Source organism: Mycolicibacterium llatzerense (assembly GCF_025331195.1).
Lineage (GTDB): Bacteria > Actinomycetota > Actinomycetes > Mycobacteriales > Mycobacteriaceae > Mycobacterium > Mycobacterium llatzerense.
In genome coordinates this window covers 1308487-1326627 of record NZ_LXOV01000001.1, presented here as the reverse complement: position 1 = coordinate 1326627, position 18141 = coordinate 1308487, and the positions used below count along the sequence as shown (strand labels likewise).

The following is an 18141-nucleotide window of genomic DNA, read 5'->3' as shown; positions in this document are numbered from 1 at the left end:
AACTCGGGAGGCCCCGATGACTACCCAACGCACGCCCGTCCTGATCGTCGGAGCCGGTGCGGCCGGGCTGGCGACCGCCGCCCTGCTGGCCAAGCACGGCGTCGAGTCCCTCGTCGTCGAGAAGCGGCCAGAGCTCTTCCGCTATCCGAAGGCCCGCAACCTGAGTTTCCGCACGCTGGAAATCTTGCGCGGGTTGGGACTGTCCGCCGAGGTGCACGCGGTCGGCGCCCAGACCGCGGACATGGTGATCAAGCCGGCCCTGAACAGTTCGGAAGAACTGCCCGCCCTCGACATCGGCGCCATCTTCGCCGGGCTGGACCACCTCAGCCCTGAACCGGTGGTCCAATACTGTCCACAGAGTCGGCTGGAGCCGATCCTTCTGCGCCACATCAGAAATCGTGACGGCGAAGTCCGGTACGGCACCGAACTGGCGTCCCTCGACCAGGACGCATCGGGAGTCAGCGCTGTGCTGCGTGACATCGCGTCCGGCCAGAGAACCGCGATACGCGCCGACTACCTTGTCGCCGCCGACGGTGTACACAGCAGCATCAGAAGCACCCTTGGCGTCCACACGACCGGCCTCGACACGCTGCCGATCTACGTGGTGTTCATCTACTTCCGCGGCCCCTGGCTCCAGTTCGTCCCGCACCTCGGCGACGGTGCCAGCGTGCAAGTGAAAAACACCAGGGTGGACGGCATCTTCGTCCCGGCGGACGGTGATCTCTGCCTGTTCATCACCACCTACTTTCCGCAGCGTGGGCAGTCCGCCGACCAGTTCACCGAGCAACGCTGCCGAGACCTGATCCTGGCGGCAGTGGGCGAGCCGATCGACATCGAGATCATCGACGTCGCACCGTGGCAGCCGCACCAAAGGGTGGCCGCGTCATTCTTGTGCGGCCGCACCTTCTTCGTCGGCGATTCCGCCCATGCGATGCCGCCTTTCCGGGCCGGTGGCGCCAACGTCGCGATCCAGAGCGCCGACAATCTGGCCTGGAAACTGGCCGCTGCGCTGCAGGGCCGCGCCGACCCTGCACTCCTGGCCACCTATCACGACGAACGGCATCCGGTAGGGATGTTCAGCAGCCGGCAGTCGCTGACCGGACCGATCCTCGCGACCCTGGACTTCGATGCCCCCTCGGGCTTCGACGTCGACGAAGAACAGCCGATGTTCGCGCTGTTGGCGGGGTATCGGTACCGGTCGACGGCCGTCATCGCCGACACCCCACCCAGCGGGGGGCAACCCGAGCTCGTCACCGAGTTGCGCGGACAGCCGGGTACCCGGATGCCACACGTGTGGCTGCAAGGCGGCCGCGTTTCCACGTTGGATCTCGTCGGCACCGAGTGCGCCCTCCTGACCTCGGACGACACCGGCAGCTGGCATCGTGCTGCACCGGAAGGCGTTGCTGTGCAGACGATTCCAGCAAGTGATCGGCCGGCGTGGCTCGCCGCGACCGGCTTGCAAACCGACGGCGCCCTGCTGATCCGACCGGATGCGTTCGTCGCGTGGCGTGCCGAGACGTTGCCCCCTGATCCGGCCGCGACGCTGTCGGGGGTGCTGGCCGACATATTCGGAATCCGATCCGGCCAGAGCAGGTGACCTTCACGCCACGGCAATCACGTTGGATATCAACATGATTGCCGCCCCGAAGCACTAATATGATCAGCATGACCGTTCGCCCACATCGGCTCGTGTGGCAGGTCGCGGCAATGTCGCTGCTCGCGGCCTGTGGTTCGAATACGTCGGCGACACCATCGCCGAGCACTGCGAGCACAGCGCCCGCTGGGCCCGCCGCGACCACGACCGCGGCCCCGTCACCCTCACCGGTCCCCATCGTGCCGATCAAACCGAATGCGCGGCAGGCCAAGTGGGTCGATCTGCAGGTCGGCGACTGCCTGAACACGCCCCCGCCCACCGACCCGAGCGTCGTGGAGGTGACCCTGGTCGACTGTTCCGCACCACATATCGCCGAGGTCTTCCTCCGGGCCAGCGTCGCGGTCAACGACGCCGTCTCCGGTGTCGCCGATCAGCGGTGCGCGGCGGGTCTGACGCAGTACACCGGCCAGAACGGCGGGTACACCTCGACCTACCTGATCGACTCCAACATGGACCGGACGGGACACACGCCGCTACCGAGCACGGTCATCTGCCTCTTGCAGTCGACCACCGGCCTGTCGCTGAACGGCTCCGCTAAGGCTTAGCTGTCAACAGAATGTATTGCGCGGCAACCTGTTCGTGCACGTCTTTCAGTTCGGCGCCACGCGCCTCGATGGCGTAATTGCCTGCCGGCGCGACACAGTAGAACTGCTTCGGGTTGGCCAACAAGATGCAGCGGCTGAGCGTCAGTGCCGGCACCGGATCGGCCGTCTCGGTCCCGTCGACCGACACCTCTTTACCGAAGGCGTTCGCCACGTTCACCGCTGACAACGGGTCCTTGGCCTGATACACACTGGTCTTCCCCCGCGCGAACCCGGTCACGCCGTTGTCCTGGAACACCTTGCTCGACGTGATCGGGTTGCTCTGGAAGTGCAGGGCCCCGGTACCGGAGTAGACGGCGTTCTGGGAGTTGCGGGGCGCATCGGTCAGCAATGTCAACGCCAGGAGTCCCGTCGGGTCGACCGGCACCGCAGCCAGTTCAGCCGCCGGTTTGAACGGCTCGATCGCACGGACCTGGGCCGCTATCGCCTTGGCCACCAACGCGATGGCCGGATCCGGACCGCCTGTCGACTGCGCCAGCTGGATCAGCACGTACGGGCCGCGCGCCGTGAACGACCGGGCGGTGGTCACCTTCGCGCCACGGGAATCGACGTCGTACGTCGACGCCAACGCATCCGGATGCTCGGGGAGTGCAACAGGTTTCGGCTCCGCGCCGCGGATCTTGAGCTGCAGCGCCGCCGTATTCATCTCGCTGGCCGCGGCGGTGGCATCCGCCGGTCCGGCGAACCGCAGCACACCGTTGATCAACACGGACTTGGTCGCGGACTCCCGCGCCGAGGCGAACCCGTCGATGAAGTTGTGCCGGCCGGCAGCGGAGGCGATGCTCTCGGGTCCGAACTGAGCCAGCGCACCCGGCGCATCGATCACGAAATACGTTGACAGATAAGGCTCGGTGAGGGTGCTGTCGACCTCCCACGGCCCTACCACGTAGCCGGCCAGCTGTTGCGCCTCGACCTTCGCGCCGACCTCCGGGGCACCCGCGGTGCCGTACGGCTCATGCGCCTTGGTCGGGTAGGCCCCCGGCTTCAGCTGCGCCGGGGCGACGATCGCCGGCGGTGGCGGTGCCGTCGAGGTCGCCGGCTTGGCGGACGAGGTGGCTGGGCTGGACTGCGTAGACCCGCCGCCGCAGCCCGCAGCCAGCACTGCCACCGCGAGTACCGCTCCGCAGTTGACCAGACCCCGCATGTGTTCCTCCCCCGCCGACTGCAGACCAACCTACTCACCGTCAGGTCTTGGTGGCACTGAACTGCATCACATGCCCAAACACCTTGGTACTCGTATCGATACGGAGCCCATTGCTCCGCCCCTCGGCAACCAGCTCATCGGGGTTCAACAGCCGGAACGGCGACCGATCCACCCGATGAACCACAGTGGCGACCGGTGTCCGCGTGAGGTCGTAGCCGACGAACAATCCGCCGGGTTTGAGTACCCGGGCGATCTCGGCGACCGCGGCCTCCCACTCGATGACGTGGTGCATCATCAGGCAACTGACCACCGAATCGAATTCATCGTCGTCGAACGGCAAGCGGGTGGCATCGGCGCGCTGCACCGTGACCTGCGGATTGTCCTTCAGTCGTTGCGTCGCCGCGTCGACCATGACGGGGTCCAGATCAGTCGCCGTGATCGACACGCCGGGACGCGCCGACGACAGCCCCTCCGCTATTGCGCCACTGCCCGAACCGATTTCGAGCAGCTGCTCCCCCAGCCGATCGGTGGGCAGCATGTCGAGGACGGCACGGGTGGTGGTTCGCCACATGGCCCCGCAGCAGAACGCCCGCTCGACTTTGGACATCACCGGCATTGCGGTCTCCTCCTCGTAGGGTGCTTCGAGTATGGAGCCGCCGGTGCCATCACTGCTTGGACGGATCCGTCGAATTCCGCAGCGCCCGGGCGATCTCCGACGGCGCGGCGCCGGTCATCTCGCGGCACACCCGGTTGGCATGGGACCCGTCGGCGAATCCCGCCAGGTGTGCGGCATCGGTGACCTGTTCGCCATCGGCGAGATGCTTCAGCCCGGAAATCAGTCTGGCCCAGCGGGTGGCTGCCGAGAAGGACACCCCGGTCTGCTGGCGGCACAGGCGACCGAGGTAGTCGGGCGACACCGCCACCTCATGGGCGACCGATGCCAGATCCACGGAATCAGTTGTTCCGCTGTAGATCAGGTCCATTGCCTGCCTCAGCTGGGGATGAAGTCCCGGCTGTTCCTCGGGGGCACCGCACAGACTGTCGACCAAACATGCGGCGGCAGTTTCCGGGCCGGCATCGAGCGCCGACTCGACGGCGCGCGCCAACTGCTGACCGCCGGACGGAAACCAGATGCCGTCGCGGGACTCGCTGAGACTCAAGGCGTGCAGTGCCGCCCCGGGCCAGCTGTGCGGCGCCAGGTAGAGCGCCAACGTCTGATCGGTGGGTTCGGACCAGACCGCGTGACCGGCGCCGCTCGCGATGACGACGACGTATCCGCTCCGGGCCGCGACATCGTCCGTCCGGACAGTCAGCGGGCCGGTCAAACCGACGCCGACCTGCACCGCGGGATGGTGGTGAAGGTCCAGGTCGCCGAAGGTGCCGACGACCATCATCTGCGCCGGACCCAGCTCCCAGACGGGCATACCCGATGCTAACGCCGCGGCTGCCGCCGCTCGATGACCGCCAGGGCCGTTTGCGCCCACCGCAGGTTCTCCTGCTCGAACGAGATACCGCGCATCAGCGTCAGGTAGGGCCCCACCCGATCCGCCTCGGCCAAGAACACCGCCTCGCTACGGCCACCCAATATCCGTGCGCGGATTCGCTCATAGAGTTCGAGTTGCTTTGTGGTCCACTGGATTCGATCCCGCAGACCCGCGCACACCGCCACATCGTTGCCGCTGTCGACGGTTGACACCTGGACCAGCAAGTCATCGCGCATGGCCAGCGGCTTGGGCGTCGCTTCGGTGAACTCATATACCGCGGCCCGGCCGGCATCAGTCAGCGTGAACATCCGCTTGTTGGGCCGCCGCTCCTGTTCCACGACCCGGGCCTCGATCAGCCCGTCGGCTGCGAGGCGGTCGAGCTCCCGGTACAGCTGCTGAGGGGTGGCCATCCAGAAGTTGGCAACGGACGCGTCGAAGCCCTTGGCCAGGTCATATCCCGAGGCCTCACTGTCGAGCAGGGCCGCCAAGACGGCGTCGCGCAGAGCCATGCCCGTGAGTCTAGTAGTCAACAAAGTGATTAGTCACATATAGACATGCTGAGCTTGTCCCGCTAGCGTCACCGATACCTAATCAACAAATTGACTATGCGAGGTATGCGATGCAGGCATTCCGCAAGGCCGTGGAGACCCACGACCCCGCCGCCATGGTGGCCTGTCTGGCCGACGACGTGGTGTTCACCAGCCCCGTTGCGTTCAAGCCCTATCCCGGTAAGCCCATCACCGCAGCCATCCTGCGCGGTGTGATGCGGGTTTTCGAGGACTTCCGCTACGTCCGCGAGATCAACGACTCCGAAACCAGCAGCCACGCACTGGTTTTCGAGGCCACCGTGGGCGGCAAGAAGATCACCGGATGCGACTTCATCCACGTGAACGACGAGGGCCTGATCGACGACTTCATGGTGATGGTCCGGCCGCTGTCCGGCGCCCAGGCCCTGTCGGAGGCGATGGGCGCCCAGTTCCCACAAATCCAAGCCGAAGCAGCCGAAGAGATCGCCGCCCTCGCCGCGAAGGAGCAGTGACATGAAGATCGGTCTGGGCATCAACTACGCCGGCGGCTTCAAGGAGGTCGTGGCCGAGGTCGCCGACCTCGAAAAAGCCGGACTGGACGTTGTTTTCGTCCCCGAGGCGTACTCCTTCGACGCCGTCAGCGCACTCGGCTATCTGGCCGCCGCCACCGAGCGGGTGGAACTGGCCTCCGGCATCCTGCAGCTCTACACGCGCACCCCGACCCTGACGGCCATGACCGCCGCCGGCCTCGACTACGTGTCCGAAGGCCGGTACATCCTGGGCCTCGGCGCTTCGGGCCCGCAGGTGATCGAGGGCTTCCACGGCGTGCCCTACGACAACCCGATCGGGCGTACGCGCGAGGTCGTCGAAATCTGCCGGCAGGTGTGGCGCCGTGAGCGACTCGCCTACCAGGGTAAGCACTACACCATCCCGCTGCCCGAGGGCCAGGGCACCGGGCTCGGCAAGTCACTCAAGCTGATCAACCACCCTGTGCGCGAACGCATTCCGGTGCTGCTGGCAGCACTCGGCCCGAAGAACGTCGAGTTGGCCGCGGAGATCGCCGAAGGCTGGCAGCCGATCTTCTACCTGCCGGAACGCGCCAAGGACGTCTGGGGCGACGCCCTCGAGGCCGGGTACGCCAAGCGCGACGCGACGCTGCCGCCCATGGACATCTACGCCGGACCGGCACTCGCCATCGGCGACAACGTCGAGGGAATGCGCGAATTCATCAAGCCCCACATCGCGCTGTACATCGGCGGCATGGGCGCCAAGGGCAAGAACTTCTATCACAACGTGGCGACCAAGTACGGCTACGGCGCCGAAGCCGACCGCATCCAGGAGCTGTACCTGGCCGGCGACAAGGACGGCGCGGCGAAAGTCGTTCCCGACGAACTGGTTCGGGACATCTCGCTGATCGGCAGCCGCGAATTCGTGAAGGAACGCGTGGCCGCGTTCCGGGAGTCCGGCGTGACGGTGCTCAACGTGGTGCCGATGGGCGCGACGACCGCCGACCGCGTCAAGCTCATCGAAGAGCTCCGCGACCTGGTCTAGATCGAGGACAAACCGCGGGCGGCCACGGGAAGATGGGCACACACTCCTGAGCCGGAGGGCGCCTTGACCACCTACGACCCGCCAGGCCGCCTGGTACTGCTGCGCCTCTTGGCGCGGCCGTACCTTCGCGGTGGCATCCGTCTGCAACGGCGGGCGATCCTGCTCGTCTACATCAGTGTCTCGTCGATCTGGGTAGCGGCCGGACCGCAGTTCGTCCGGTTGTTCGCGCCCGACCTGACCGGCACCGACCTGGTGATTCTCACGAGCGTCGGCGCGACCGTGTATCTGATCGACGACCTGTTGACGTATGCGGCGATCGCACCGCAACTGCGTAAATTGCAGCGCTGGTTCGACGATCCGGACCCCGCAGAGGCCGCCGAGATGTGGCGGACGGCGGCCGAGATGCCGGTGACGCCGATGCTGCGGCCGGTGTCGTTGGTCTTCATCGCCGCTCTGAATCTGTTGTGGGTCGCCGTGCTGATCCGTCTGCAGCATCTACCGGCGATCGGATTCCTGCTGTTCATCCCTGGCGCCATACTGTTCCGCTTCTACTGGCTGGTGTTGCGATCCATGCTCACCGAACAGATGATGCGTCCGGTCTTGGCCGACATCAGCCGGCACGTCACGGATTTCGGTGACCGGGTCCGAGTTCGAGTCGGGTTGGCGTACCGGCTCCTCGGCACCATTCCACTGATTGCGGTCGTGGCCGGCACGATCGTCGCAGGCATCGTGGGGCCGCACACCATCCGGACCCTGGCCATCGGCGTCGGGTTGTCCGTGGTCATTTCGCTGACCATCGCCGCGCCGCTGCTGCTGTTGGTCACCCGTTCGGTTACCGAGCCGCTCCGCGATCTGCGCCGGGCCGCTGACCGGGTGGGTGACGGTGACTTCACCGTCCGGGTGCCGATCACCAGTACCGACGAAATCGGACTACTGGCAACGGGATTCAACGCCATGACCGAAGGCCTCGCCGAACGAGAACGCATTCGGAGCGCATTCGGCACCTACCACGATCCCGCGATCGTCGAGCACATCCTCGCCGACGACGGCGGTCGGCTGGCAGAGGGCGAAGAAGTGGAAGTCACCGCGCTGTTCATGGACGTACGTGGGTTCACCGGATACTCGGAACAGCGACCGGCACGGGACGTGGTCGCCATGCTGAATCGGTTGTTCGCAGCCGTCGTGCCGATCGTCGGGAAGCACGGCGGGTACGTGGACAAGTTCATCGGCGACGGGCTGCTGGCGGTTTTCGGTGTGCCACAGCGCTGTTCGGACCATGCCGACCGCGCCCTGGCAGCAGCCTGCGAAATCGCCGCGGCGCTGCATGACCGCAACGGCGATCCCGACGTCGGCATCGGGTTGAACTCGGGCACAGTCGTCGCGGGAAACCTCGGCGGCTCCGGGCGCTTCGACTTCACGGTCATCGGTGATCCGGTCAACGTCGCGGCCCGCGTCGAATCGGCGACCAGGCAGACCGGCGACACGATCCTGCTGAGCCAGCACACCTGGGACCTGTTGAGCCCCACGGCGCGTGCGGCCACCGTGCCCAGACCGGCAGTCCCGCTCAAGGGCAAGACCCAGACGGTGAGTCTCTACGCCCCCGGCTGACCGTAGACGGCAACGACCACCGAGCGGTCGAAACTGTTCTCCGACCACACACCCATGACCGTGTTGGCGCAGTTGGCCATGATCGCGTAGGTCGGCGGGTCGTAGTACCACTGGTTGAGCACGTCCAGGTTGTTGATGGCGATCGACCGGTTGATCGCCACCGTCTGAAACACCTTGCCCCGGAAGCCAGCAGCCTGGGCCCGCGTCTGCGGGGTCGACCCGTCTGAGCCGAGGTCACCGTCCAGGTCGCGGTTGTTCAGCACGTCGTTGGCGTGCCACTCCGCCGCGAGCCGCAGCTGCGGGCTGACCGCGACATCGTTCGTGCACCCGGCCTGGTGCTGAATCGTGAAGACGTTCGCGACCACGCTGTTGTTCAGGCGGGAGTTGTCGGCGTGGGCCACCGCAGGCAGCGCGGCGCCGAACGCGAAGACCGCCAGGATCACCCCGGCCAACCGGGTACTCACTGTGCCCCTGGCCGGTAGTTGGCCGCGGAATCGCGCAGCGGCCCGATCAGTTCGGGGCACAGTTCGTTGGCAACCTGTCCGACAAGGTAATTGGCTTGGCCTTCGTCGCCGCCCGTGACGTCGACCTTGATGTCACCGATGATCTGCGCATAGCTACGGCCCGCGGAGATCTTGTCGCACACGCCGCGCCCGTAGACGATGGCGGCCTCGCCGCTCGGGAAGTTGAAGCCGGGTCGCGCGTTCACGCTGTTGACGTACGTCACCGGATCGGCAAGGGCCGACGGCGCCGTCCACCCGAATCCGGCGGCGACCACGACCAGAATCCCGGGGATCACACCGGGTCGAACTGCGAAATCAGCCATCGATCGTGCACCTTGTCGAGAGTCACCCGCACGGTCGACGTCGAACCGGTGGGAGCATCATTGCCGATGGTGGTGGTCTGGTTCACGAAAACCAGTGCCACCGCATGATTTTCGGTAGCCGAAACCGACGCGGCATCAGGCACCGTCGCTACCGCCGAGATGTGCTTCTGCTTGGCCCCAGGGGCCACGACGGTGTCAACCAGCTTCGTGTACTCGCCGCGGAAGCCTCCCGTCAGGCGGTCAGCAGCGGCCTTGAGTTCCGTGTCGACGGTGTCCGGGCGGTAGGACAGCATCGCGATGGTGCCCTCGCTGGCCACCCGCACCGACTCGGTGGCCGCGGTCTGCGCCAGCCGCACCGAATCATCCTGCCATTTCAGGTATCCCGCACCGACGGCGAGGAGCATTGCCACGGCCGCCAGCGCAACCCCAACCCACCGCGCCCACGGTTTCCCCGAATCACTCTGCACTACCGCAGGTTCGGCCTCGACGACTTCGGCCGCCTCGACCGATACGGGGCGTTCTTCGATGTCCACTGTCATGATCTGTCCTTCACGTTGCCCTGATCGTCCGGTGTCTCACGACACGAACTGGACGTTGGAGATCCTCGCGCCGGCACCGTCTTTCGCGACACTGATCCGCATGCGCCAGTTTCGCGGTGGTCCGGCCGGCGCCTCGGCCAACGACGTTCGCACCGATACCGCGAGAAGCACCTGTGCGCCATCACCGGTCGCCGACTCCAGGCCGGCCTCGGTGACTGTGCCCTCGGATTTCGATCGGGCCTGTTTCACCACGGCGACGAACGGCTCCGACCGACGCTGAAAGTCCTCCCGGAACGCACCGGTGGATGAATCGAGAATTCGCCGGATGTCGGTGTCCGCCTCGGTGTAGCTGATCGTGGTCAGGTTCAGTGCTGCCTGGCGCGCGGTCTGCACGTACAAGTTCTTCAGCGCTTGCCCCTCCTGCGCCTGGTGAGCGCGCAAACCCAGCCAGCCCACCAGGGCACCGACGGCGACCACCAGCGTCAGCCCGACCGCAACCACGGGTGAGATACGCGGCAACCGTTGCCGCAAGGACGATTTGGCCGCTACTTCCGTCTCGTCGACTGTGTCGCTGAGATCGGCAATTGCGTCTAGTTGTTCGGCGTCAGCATGCTCTGCCATGTCTTGCCTTTCGTGGTGGCGGCCAGGTCTGAGTCGGTGTACGGCTTGCCGTCCGGACCCACGTACCCGCCGGTCGCGGGGTCATAGGGCACGAAGGCCACCGGTGGTGCCGGTCCGGGCGGAGCACCGGGACGCTGCCGTGGATCGGTGCCCGGTGCGTACTGCGGAACCCCCTGACCCGTCAGGGTGGCGTTGGGGTCGCCCTTCCAGACGTAACCGTCGTTGAGGGGCACGTACGGCTCGTTGCTCTCGCAGAGTTCAACTGTCGGTGACCGCTTGGCGGGGTTGTTCTCGCACGGAATGTTCCGCACGCCGCGAACATTCAGATCAGAATCCTGCGGCACCCGGCAGTACAGCTCACCGGCCGGCCGCTCCGGGTAGTCCACCTCGCTGGGTATCCGCTGCTGTTTGATCGGCAGGAACCCGGTGTTGCACGGTGGCGGCAGGTTCATGTTCAGTTTGAAGTCCAGATAGATGCCTCGGTAGGGCGTCTTGAGGTCCGAGTCGGCGACGGCGATCGCCGACATCAGCGCGGTGCCCTGCGGGAACAACACCAGCAGTTGCTCGATGTCGTGCCGATAGGTGATCGCGATGTCACCCAGGCTCACCATGTTGGCCAGCAACAGCGGTAGCGCGGGGGCGAACCTGTCGAACAGGGCCCGGCCCTCGTCCAGGGTCGGTTGCCCCAGCTTCAGCAGTTCGGCGAATGCGACGTTCTGAGCTTTGAACTGGCCCGTGATCGAGGCCAGCCGCTGCGCCCAGGTCGCGATCGAATCCGCGGTCTGCACTTGGGAGTTCAGCACCGCGGGGCTTTGGTCGATCAGCTGCGTGATCGGGCCGACGTTCTTGCCGGCCTCGATGGCCAGCGCCGTCGAGCCGTTGACGATGCGCGACAACTCGGGCCCGAGCCCGCTGACCGCCTTGTCGGCTTCGTCGACGACAGTACGCAGATTGTCCTGCGGGATGGCTTCCAACGCCCGGTTGGTGGCATCGAGCAGGTTGCCGATGTCGGGCGGAATTCGTACCTTCGCGACCGGGATGGTCGCGCCGCTACGCAGTTCCGCTCCACTGCCGGATTGGCCTGCCGCAGGGATCAATTCGACGAACTGCTCGCCGACGGCCGAGCGGCTGTGGACCGCGGCCGACACGTCCGCAGGCACCTTGATCGACGAGTCGAGGTTCAGCTCGACGCGGACGCCGCCCGCGGTGACATCGACCGCGCTGACCCGGCCGATCTCGGTGCCGCGGTAGGTGACCACCGATGTCGGATACAGGCCACCCGATTCGGGCAGTTCGACGGTCACCGTGTAGCGGCCGTACCCGAGCAACGTCGGCACGTGCACGAACCCGAATGCCATGACGCTGCACGCAACTACGGTGACGGCACCGAGGATCGCCAGCTGGGTCCAGACGGTGCGGGACAAGCGCAGACGCAACATGTCAGTACCCCCCGAAGTGGTAGGGAGCGATCAGTGGATTACCCGCGGTGTATGGACTGGGCATCTGACCGATGGTGCGGCCCCACTGCATCTCCAGTTCGGTGAGGTTGCCTTCCCACCGGGTTCCGGTGAACAGGCTGCTGTCGAGCCTGCTCAAAGTCAGGTCGATGACCATCGTGATGTTGGCGAAGTCGCCCCGGAACCAGTTGCCCAGATTGCTCTTCACCCACGGGTAGGTCGACAGGAAGTCCAGTCCCTTGGTCAGCGCGGGCCCTGAATCGGCCAACGACCGCAGCACGGGCACCATGCTCCGCAGATTCGCGACCAGGCTCTCCTTGGTCTGCGTCACGGTCGACGAGGCAACAGCGCCGAACCGTCCGACGGCGTCGATCGCGTTGGCGAGGTTCGCGCGCTGCTCGGCCAGCACGGCCAATGCCTGCGGGATGGTGGTCAGCGCCTTGTCGACGGTGTGCTGGTTCGCCGCGACCTGGCCGACCAGGGAGTTCAGACTCTCTGTGGCAGAGATGATGTCGTCGGTCTGGGCGTTGAGCCGGGCGATGAACGTGTCGAGCTGGGTCAGCAGGCTGCGCATGTCGTTCTCACGCCCGGCCAACGCTTTCGCGAAGGTCTGGTTGATCTCCTGGAGTTGAGCCAACCCGCCACCGTTGAGCAGGATCGACGCCGACGCGAGGGCCTGCTCTGTGGTGGGATACGTTGCGGCCCTGGACAATGGGATCACCGCGCCGCTTGTCAGCTGTCCCTGCGGCGGCTCGTTGGTGGGCGGGCTGAGCTCGATGTGCATCGAACCGAGCAGGCTGGTCTGCCCGACCTTCGCGGTGGTGTTGGCGGGCAGGTGGACATCTCCGTCGATCCGCATGGTGACCAGCGCGTGCCAGTCCTGCACCTCGATCTTGGTGACGTTGCCGACGTTGACGTCGCCGACCCGCACCCGGGTGTTCTGCTGGATCACCACGACGTCGGGCAACTGCGCTTGGATCACATACGAGCCCGGTCCGTCGCCGACGGTGCCGGGCAGCGTCAGTGAATTCAGGCCCCGCCATTGGCATCCCGGCAGCACCAGCACGCTGACGAGGATGAGCATCACGGTCACGAGTCGCTTCATGGCTGTGTCCCTTGCGGCGGCACCATGAGGCCGGCCAGTCCCTGGCTCGGGTCGGTCGGCGCGGCCGCGGGCGCGGGCGCCTCTGCCGGCAGCGGACCCGGCGTCGGGGCCTCTTGGGGCGGAGCCCCGCCTGGTCGCAGCCGCGGCTCGCTGTAGGTGACTTCGTTGGGCCGGGCAGTTGCACCGACGAACGGGTTCCCGCCGATCGGCAGGAAGTTGTACTGCCGGTTCTTGATGATCGGCGCCAGATACTGCACGCACAGCTTGGCCGACTGAGCGAAGTTCTCCCGCGCCGCGGACTGGATTGCGCCACAGAGGAATTGCACGGTGTCGGCGAAGTTGACCGGCGCCAGGATGCCGGTGATGGCGCTCTGCGCGGGGTCGTAGATGTTGGTGAAGTTCTGGAACACCGTCGGCGTGATGTGCAGGACCTGTTTGAGGTCCGTGCGGCTGTCGTTGAGTGCCGTGGTGATCGCGCCCAGGTGGTCGAAGGTGGTCCCGAGCGCCTCCCGGTTCTCCGCGATGAACCCGCGCAGATCCTTGACCGCGGTGTCCAGATTGCGTGTCGCGTCGGCGATGTTGTTCGGCGTACTCGACAACGCGGTGGTGATGGCGGCCATGTTGGTGTTGAAGTCCGCGAGCAGGTCGCTGCTCGACGACAGTGCGGACACCAGCATCTGCAGATTGCGGACGGTACTGAAGATGTCGGTGCTGTGGTCGCCGAGCGCCGACATCGCGCGGGACAGCTTGATCACGGTGTCGCGTGCGGTGTCTCCCTGGCCACGCAGGTTGTCCGCGGCGCTGTTGATGAATTCGCCTACCGTACTGGGACCGCCGGGGCTGGTCGGTTGCAGCGAATCCGTCAGCTTCTCGAGTTGCTGGCGGAAGTCGTCCCACTCCACCGGCACCACGGTGCGATCCAATGCGATGGTGGACCCCGCGGCGAGCTTCGGGCCGCTGGTGTAGGCGGGCACCAACTGGATCGCCCGAGCGCTGACCAGTGACGGCGACAAGATTGCGGCGCGGACGTCGGCGGGCAGTGCGTATTGCGAGTCCACCGAGAAAGTGACCTTGGCGGCACGCGGCTGCGGTTCGATCTTTTCGACTGTGCCGACGGTGACGCCCAGAATCCGGATGTCGTCGCCGGTGTACAGGCCGTTGGTGTTCGCGAAGTACGCCACGTAGGTGCTCGTCGTGGCGGTGACCCACCAGGATCGGGCCAGTCCGGTGACCGCGACGGTCAGCGTCACAGCGAGACTCACTGCGATGGCGATCCGCCAAATCCCGCGTCCGCGAGGTTCTTTCGTACCGAGGTCGACTGCCATCGTCACCGCCCTCCCACCGGGGAGACCGGGTCCGAAACCACGCCCGGTGAACCGCTGGGCGAATGGCTCGACGGCGGCAGCGGGGTGGGCGGCGGGACGGTCGGTGCGGGCACCTCACCGGGAGCCGGGGCCAGCGCCGGCGGTCCGGGCGGCGGACCACCCGGCGCGGGTGCGGGCAACGGCTCGCGATACGGGTAGCGCGGATCTCCCGGATTGCCGGTGATCGCATCGGGCAGAAACAGATTCGGCGGTCCCCCTTGACCGGTGCGTGGGTAGGGCGTCGGCAGGGGCGGGATACCGGGCTGGCCGGCGCCGGGCTCGGTCAGTTGCGACGGCAGCAGCACATTCGGGTCTAGTCCCAGGTCGGAGAACGCCGCGTCGACGAACGGCTGATCGAATTGTCCCGGGAACAGGTTGACCAGTGACGCTTTGAAGAACGGTCCCGCACCCAGCACTTCGCCGAACGACATTGCGTACCGGCGGAGCAGGTACAGCGTGCGTTGCAGTTCCTTCTTGCGGTTGTCGAGGATGCCCAGTACGCCGTTGAGCTTGTCGACGGCGGGTTTGAGTTGCGTCCGATTGTCTTTGACCAGACCGGACAGCTGCTGGGTGGCCGCGCTGACATTGACCATCAGCGTCTCGACCGAGTTGCGTTGCGACAGAATCTCGCTCAGCAGCGCGTCCGTGTTCACCACCAGTCGTGCGATCTGGTCGCTGCGCTTCGCCAGCACCCCGGTGACCTTGTTGGCATCGGCGAGTAGCCGGCGCAGCTTCGCATCGCGGGTGCCGAGGGTGTCGGAGAAGCGCGCCACGCCCTCCAACGCCAGTTTCAGATCGGGCGGGGTGTTCTGGAAGGTCTGCGCCAGCGTCTTGAGCGCCGACGACAGCTGGGTGGTGTCCAGGCCACTGATCGTGGTGGTCAGGTCACCCAGCGCAGCGGGCAGATCGTACGGCGACGTGGTGCGTTCAATCGGGATGGGACCGGCCAGGTTTCGGTCGCCCCGGGGTGTCAGCTCCAGCACCTTGGTACCGAGCACTGTTTCGGTCTTGATCGCGGCCTCGGTGCGGTCGCCGAGTTCGACGCCGTCACGCACCGTGAAATCGACCAGAACCTTGGCGCCCTCCAGATGGATTCCCGAGACGCGCCCGACCCCGAGTCCCGACACCCGTACGTCGCTGCCTGTCTTGATGCCGCCGGCATCGGCGAAGTACGCCTGATAGTCGGACGTCCCCTTGATGAACGGGATCTTGTCGTAGCTGAATGCGGCGGCGACGATGGCGACGATCAACACGATGCCGGTCGCACCGACCGCCAACCGGTTGCGTTCGGCTAGTGGCTTGATGTTGAACCTTTTTCGCGTCATTTCGGTGTGCACCGCCCGGAATCCTGGCCGGCGACCTTGACGTACACGGGTTGTCCGCCTTTGCCGTTGAGCTTGAGCAGCGCGTCGCAGAGGTAGAAGCCGAAGTAGTCGCCGTACAGCCCGTTGCGCGAGAGGATCTGGTATGCGTCGGGCAGCGTCCTCACCAGGTCGTCGACGTAGTCGTGGTCCGCCATGATCTGCCCCGACACCCGATCTGTCTGTTGCACAGTCTGTTTGATGGGTTCACGAGCCGCGGTCAGCAGATCTGCCACTGATTTTGTCGCCGCGTTGATGTTGGCGACCCCGGTGGCGATGTCGGACTTGCGTTCGGCCAGGCCCTGGACGAGTTGCGAGAGTTTGTCCAAGCCGTCGGCGAACTGAGTGTCGCGGGCGGCGAAGGTGCCCACCACGGTGTTGAGGTTGGTGATGACCTCACCGATGAGCTGATCCCGACCGGCCAATGTCGTTGTCAGCGCCGAGGTCTGGGCCAGCACCGACGAGATGGTGCCGCCCTGGCCCTGGAACACCCGAAGCAGTTCGCCGCTCAGCGCGTTGACCTGGTCCGGATCGAGTGCACGGAACAGTGGCCGGAAGCCTCCGATGAGCGCGTCGACATCCAAGGCTGGCGCGGTCCGGGACAACGGGATCGTCTGGCCCGGAAGGAGTTTCCGCACCGACCCTGGGCCTTCGTCGAGCGACAGGTAGCGGTCGCCGATCAGGTTCTCGTAGCGGATCGTCGCCGTGGTGCCCTCAGTCAGGGTCAGCTGCCGGTCGACGGCGAAGTCGATGGTGACGGTGCCATCCTTGTGCAGGGCGAGGCTCTTGACCTTCCCGACCTCGACGCCGGCGATGCGAACGAAGTTGCCGCCCTTCAGACCCGAGACGTTGGTGAACACCGCCTGGTAGGTGGCGCGCGAATCGAATCGGAACTGCCCGAACACCGTCAGCAGGCCGAACATGAAGAGCAGGCTGACCAGGGTGAAGATCACGACGCGGGTGACGGTCCCGCGGATGCGGCTTCTCACGGTGACCCCGAATCGGGTTGGGGTTCACCCATCTCAACCCCTGGCAGCCCTGGCGCCGGGCCACCGGGGTACCGGATTCGCGGCGGCTCCGGTTGTGGTTTGGTCACCGGGAAGTAGTTGGCGAAGCCAGGGAATCCGATGCCCGGGTTGGGCCGCATATCCAATCCGTCACCGAAACCGGTGTCGGTCACCAGATACTTGACCGGGAAGTTCTTGCTGACGTCGGGCAGCGAACCGCAGCTCGGTTTGCCGCCCGGTCCGCCGCTGGCATTGACGACCGGCAGGTTGTCGGGGAAACGGTAGGGGTCGGCACCGGCCAGCAGCGCGGCATCCATGATCACCGATTTCCCGTTGCCGCCCATGGCATACCGACCGCCGTGGTCCAGGAACCACTGGGCGCCCTGGAACAAGCAGGTGTAGGTCGGCGAGTACTTGTCGAGCAGCGCGGTGGTCGGCCTCAGCAGGTTCGTCGCCAGCACCAGGTTGGTCTGGTTCGCGCCGATGGTGTCGATGCCCGAGCGGGAGAATCCGACGGCGGACAACAGGAGTCCGTCGAGTTCTTTCGACTGCCCCGCGATGGTGGTGGCGGTCGTCGAGAACGAGTCCAGGGTGGACACGATGTCCTGCGCCGCAGTCGAATACGCCTGCGCGGTCTGGCCGAACAACTGCCAGTCCCGGCGTACCGTTTCCATGCGCGGATTCACCGCCAGCAGTACCTGGTTCGCGTCGGTGATGGCTTGTCCGATGACGTCGCCTTTGCCGCGCAATGATTCGGCCACCGCCGAGAGCACCGAGTTGAGCTTCGTCGGGTCGATCACCTGGACCACCGACTGCAGGTTCTCGAACACCGTGTTGACCTCGACGGTCACATTCCGCGACTGCAGCACTGCACCTGACCGAAGGTGGCCTCCGCTTGGACCGGTCGGGGGCACGTTGAGTTCGACATACTTGGCGCCGAACGCGGTGCTGGACCTGATCTGCGCTTCGACGTTGCTGGGCAGCTGCGCGAAGGGACCGGGGTCCATCCGCAGTTTCAGGCTCGAAAGTACGTGTCCCGCAGTGTCGGTGCGGCTGCCGATCGATTCCACTTCGCCGATCTGCACGCCCCGCAGTTTCACCTTCGCACCGTCTTCCATCACCAGACCGGCCCGATCCGAAACCAGGGTCAACGGCACGAATCCCCGCAGCGAGCCGGAGAACAGCAGCCACGTCATCGTGGTCATCACCACGACCACGATCACCAGCACCGGCGCCCACCAGATCGGGTCGATCTGTTCACGCCGAGTTCCGTTAGCGCCCTTCGCCATTC

19 protein-coding genes are annotated in these 18141 nt (G+C 65.8%); 5 read left to right on the top strand and 14 right to left on the bottom strand.

What is annotated here, in order from left to right:
* Positions 1–16 precede the first annotated feature (16 nt).
* The gene (locus tag A7G45_RS06705; protein WP_260935154.1) at positions 17–1597 is read left to right on the top strand and encodes an FAD-dependent monooxygenase; all 1581 of its coding nucleotides are present in this window, start codon (positions 17–19) and stop codon (positions 1595–1597) included.
* Positions 1598–1665: 68 nt separating this feature from the next.
* The gene (locus tag A7G45_RS06700; protein ID WP_260935152.1) at positions 1666–2199 is read left to right on the top strand and encodes a hypothetical protein; all 534 of its coding nucleotides are present in this window, start codon (positions 1666–1668) and stop codon (positions 2197–2199) included.
* On the opposite strand, the gene A7G45_RS06695 is transcribed toward A7G45_RS06700, so the two are convergent.
* Genes A7G45_RS06695 through A7G45_RS06680 form a run of 4 tightly spaced genes read right to left on the bottom strand, consistent with a single transcriptional unit; the run spans position 2189 to position 5393 of the window.
* The gene (locus A7G45_RS06695) at positions 2189–3400 is read right to left on the bottom strand and encodes a DUF7373 family lipoprotein (protein WP_260935150.1); all 1212 of its coding nucleotides are present in this window, start codon (positions 3398–3400) and stop codon (positions 2189–2191) included. The genes A7G45_RS06700 and A7G45_RS06695 overlap by 11 nt on opposite strands.
* Positions 3401–3440: 40 nt before the next feature.
* The gene (locus A7G45_RS06690; protein WP_260935148.1) at positions 3441–4016 is read right to left on the bottom strand and encodes a class I SAM-dependent methyltransferase; all 576 of its coding nucleotides are present in this window, start codon (positions 4014–4016) and stop codon (positions 3441–3443) included.
* A gap of 49 nt (positions 4017–4065) precedes the next feature.
* A complete protein-coding gene (locus tag A7G45_RS06685; RefSeq protein WP_260935147.1) occupies positions 4066–4824 on the bottom strand; it encodes a helix-turn-helix domain-containing protein in 759 nt (252 codons plus the stop codon).
* 8 nt (positions 4825–4832) lie between these two features.
* Entirely contained in the window at positions 4833–5393 is a 561-nt protein-coding gene (locus tag A7G45_RS06680) for a PadR family transcriptional regulator (RefSeq protein ID WP_043391796.1), read from the bottom strand.
* Between the two features lie 110 nt (positions 5394–5503).
* Between A7G45_RS06680 and A7G45_RS06675 the strand changes: the two genes are divergently transcribed.
* From A7G45_RS06675 to A7G45_RS06665, 3 genes are all read left to right on the top strand, one after another.
* Entirely contained in the window at positions 5504–5923 is a 420-nt protein-coding gene (locus A7G45_RS06675) for a nuclear transport factor 2 family protein (RefSeq protein ID WP_260935145.1), read from the top strand.
* A 1-nt stretch (position 5924) separates the two neighbouring features.
* Positions 5925–6962: an LLM class F420-dependent oxidoreductase gene (locus A7G45_RS06670; RefSeq protein ID WP_260935143.1), complete on the top strand. Its 1038-nt coding sequence runs from the start codon at positions 5925–5927 to the stop codon at positions 6960–6962.
* Between the two features lie 63 nt (positions 6963–7025).
* Positions 7026–8570 carry an adenylate/guanylate cyclase domain-containing protein gene (locus tag A7G45_RS06665; RefSeq protein WP_260935142.1) on the top strand — a complete coding sequence of 515 codons (1545 nt, stop codon included), beginning with the start codon at positions 7026–7028 and terminating at the stop codon, positions 8568–8570.
* On the opposite strand, the gene A7G45_RS06660 is transcribed toward A7G45_RS06665, so the two are convergent.
* Genes A7G45_RS06660 through A7G45_RS06615 form a run of 10 tightly spaced genes read right to left on the bottom strand, consistent with a single transcriptional unit; the run spans position 8555 to position 18139 of the window.
* On the bottom strand, positions 8555–9034 hold the full coding sequence (locus tag A7G45_RS06660) for a CAP domain-containing protein (protein WP_260935140.1): 480 nt from the start codon (positions 9032–9034) through the stop codon (positions 8555–8557). The genes A7G45_RS06665 and A7G45_RS06660 overlap by 16 nt on opposite strands.
* On the bottom strand, positions 9031–9396 hold the full coding sequence (locus A7G45_RS06655) for a DUF732 domain-containing protein (protein ID WP_260935137.1): 366 nt from the start codon (positions 9394–9396) through the stop codon (positions 9031–9033). Before A7G45_RS06655 ends, A7G45_RS06660 begins: the two co-directional genes overlap by 4 nt.
* A complete protein-coding gene (locus A7G45_RS06650; protein ID WP_260935136.1) occupies positions 9366–9935 on the bottom strand; it encodes a hypothetical protein in 570 nt (189 codons plus the stop codon). Before A7G45_RS06650 ends, A7G45_RS06655 begins: the two co-directional genes overlap by 31 nt.
* A 36-nt stretch (positions 9936–9971) precedes the next feature.
* Positions 9972–10556 (bottom strand): Rv1363c family protein, encoded by a 585-nt coding sequence (locus tag A7G45_RS06645; RefSeq protein ID WP_260935134.1) that lies wholly within the window; start codon positions 10554–10556, stop codon positions 9972–9974.
* Positions 10526–11995 (bottom strand): MCE family protein, encoded by a 1470-nt coding sequence (locus A7G45_RS06640; protein WP_260935132.1) that lies wholly within the window; start codon positions 11993–11995, stop codon positions 10526–10528. Before A7G45_RS06640 ends, A7G45_RS06645 begins: the two co-directional genes overlap by 31 nt.
* A gap of 1 nt (position 11996) precedes the next feature.
* Positions 11997–13118: a virulence factor Mce family protein gene (locus A7G45_RS06635; protein WP_260935131.1), complete on the bottom strand. Its 1122-nt coding sequence runs from the start codon at positions 13116–13118 to the stop codon at positions 11997–11999.
* Positions 13115–14443 (bottom strand): MCE family protein, encoded by a 1329-nt coding sequence (locus A7G45_RS06630; protein WP_260938020.1) that lies wholly within the window; start codon positions 14441–14443, stop codon positions 13115–13117. The genes A7G45_RS06635 and A7G45_RS06630 overlap by 4 nt, the downstream gene beginning before the upstream one ends.
* Before the next feature lie 2 nt (positions 14444–14445).
* A complete protein-coding gene (locus tag A7G45_RS06625; RefSeq protein WP_377041988.1) occupies positions 14446–15786 on the bottom strand; it encodes an MCE family protein in 1341 nt (446 codons plus the stop codon).
* 17 nt (positions 15787–15803) lie between these two features.
* Complete coding sequence (locus tag A7G45_RS06620) at positions 15804–16832, bottom strand: MCE family protein (protein ID WP_260935127.1); 1029 nt, start codon at positions 16830–16832, stop codon at positions 15804–15806.
* On the bottom strand, positions 16829–18139 hold the full coding sequence (locus A7G45_RS06615) for an MCE family protein (RefSeq protein ID WP_260935126.1): 1311 nt from the start codon (positions 18137–18139) through the stop codon (positions 16829–16831). The genes A7G45_RS06620 and A7G45_RS06615 overlap by 4 nt, the downstream gene beginning before the upstream one ends.
* Between the last annotated feature and the right edge of the window lie 2 nt (positions 18140–18141).

What these genes read in the sequence shown, in the direction of transcription:
- A7G45_RS06655 (WP_260935137.1), bottom strand. Translation starts at nt 9,396, where the DNA reads ATGGCTGATTTCGCAGTTCGACCCGGTGTGATCCCCGGGATTCTGGTC.
- A7G45_RS06705 (WP_260935154.1), top strand. Translation starts at nt 17, where the DNA reads ATGACTACCCAACGCACGCCCGTCCTGATCGTCGGAGCCGGTGCGGCC.
- A7G45_RS06650 (WP_260935136.1), bottom strand. Translation starts at nt 9,935, where the DNA reads ATGACAGTGGACATCGAAGAACGCCCCGTATCGGTCGAGGCGGCCGAA.
- A7G45_RS06635 (WP_260935131.1), bottom strand. Translation starts at nt 13,118, where the DNA reads ATGAAGCGACTCGTGACCGTGATGCTCATCCTCGTCAGCGTGCTGGTG.
- A7G45_RS06685 (WP_260935147.1), bottom strand. Translation starts at nt 4,824, where the DNA reads ATGCCCGTCTGGGAGCTGGGTCCGGCGCAGATGATGGTCGTCGGCACC.
- A7G45_RS06645 (WP_260935134.1), bottom strand. Translation starts at nt 10,556, where the DNA reads ATGGCAGAGCATGCTGACGCCGAACAACTAGACGCAATTGCCGATCTC.
- A7G45_RS06630 (WP_260938020.1), bottom strand. Translation starts at nt 14,443, where the DNA reads ATGGCAGTCGACCTCGGTACGAAAGAACCTCGCGGACGCGGGATTTGG.
- A7G45_RS06680 (WP_043391796.1), bottom strand. Translation starts at nt 5,393, where the DNA reads ATGGCTCTGCGCGACGCCGTCTTGGCGGCCCTGCTCGACAGTGAGGCC.
- A7G45_RS06695 (WP_260935150.1), bottom strand. Translation starts at nt 3,400, where the DNA reads ATGCGGGGTCTGGTCAACTGCGGAGCGGTACTCGCGGTGGCAGTGCTG.
- A7G45_RS06615 (WP_260935126.1), bottom strand. Translation starts at nt 18,139, where the DNA reads ATGGCGAAGGGCGCTAACGGAACTCGGCGTGAACAGATCGACCCGATC.
- A7G45_RS06675 (WP_260935145.1), top strand. Translation starts at nt 5,504, where the DNA reads ATGCAGGCATTCCGCAAGGCCGTGGAGACCCACGACCCCGCCGCCATG.
- A7G45_RS06640 (WP_260935132.1), bottom strand. Translation starts at nt 11,995, where the DNA reads ATGTTGCGTCTGCGCTTGTCCCGCACCGTCTGGACCCAGCTGGCGATC.
- A7G45_RS06700 (WP_260935152.1), top strand. Translation starts at nt 1,666, where the DNA reads ATGACCGTTCGCCCACATCGGCTCGTGTGGCAGGTCGCGGCAATGTCG.
- A7G45_RS06670 (WP_260935143.1), top strand. Translation starts at nt 5,925, where the DNA reads ATGAAGATCGGTCTGGGCATCAACTACGCCGGCGGCTTCAAGGAGGTC.
- A7G45_RS06690 (WP_260935148.1), bottom strand. Translation starts at nt 4,016, where the DNA reads ATGCCGGTGATGTCCAAAGTCGAGCGGGCGTTCTGCTGCGGGGCCATG.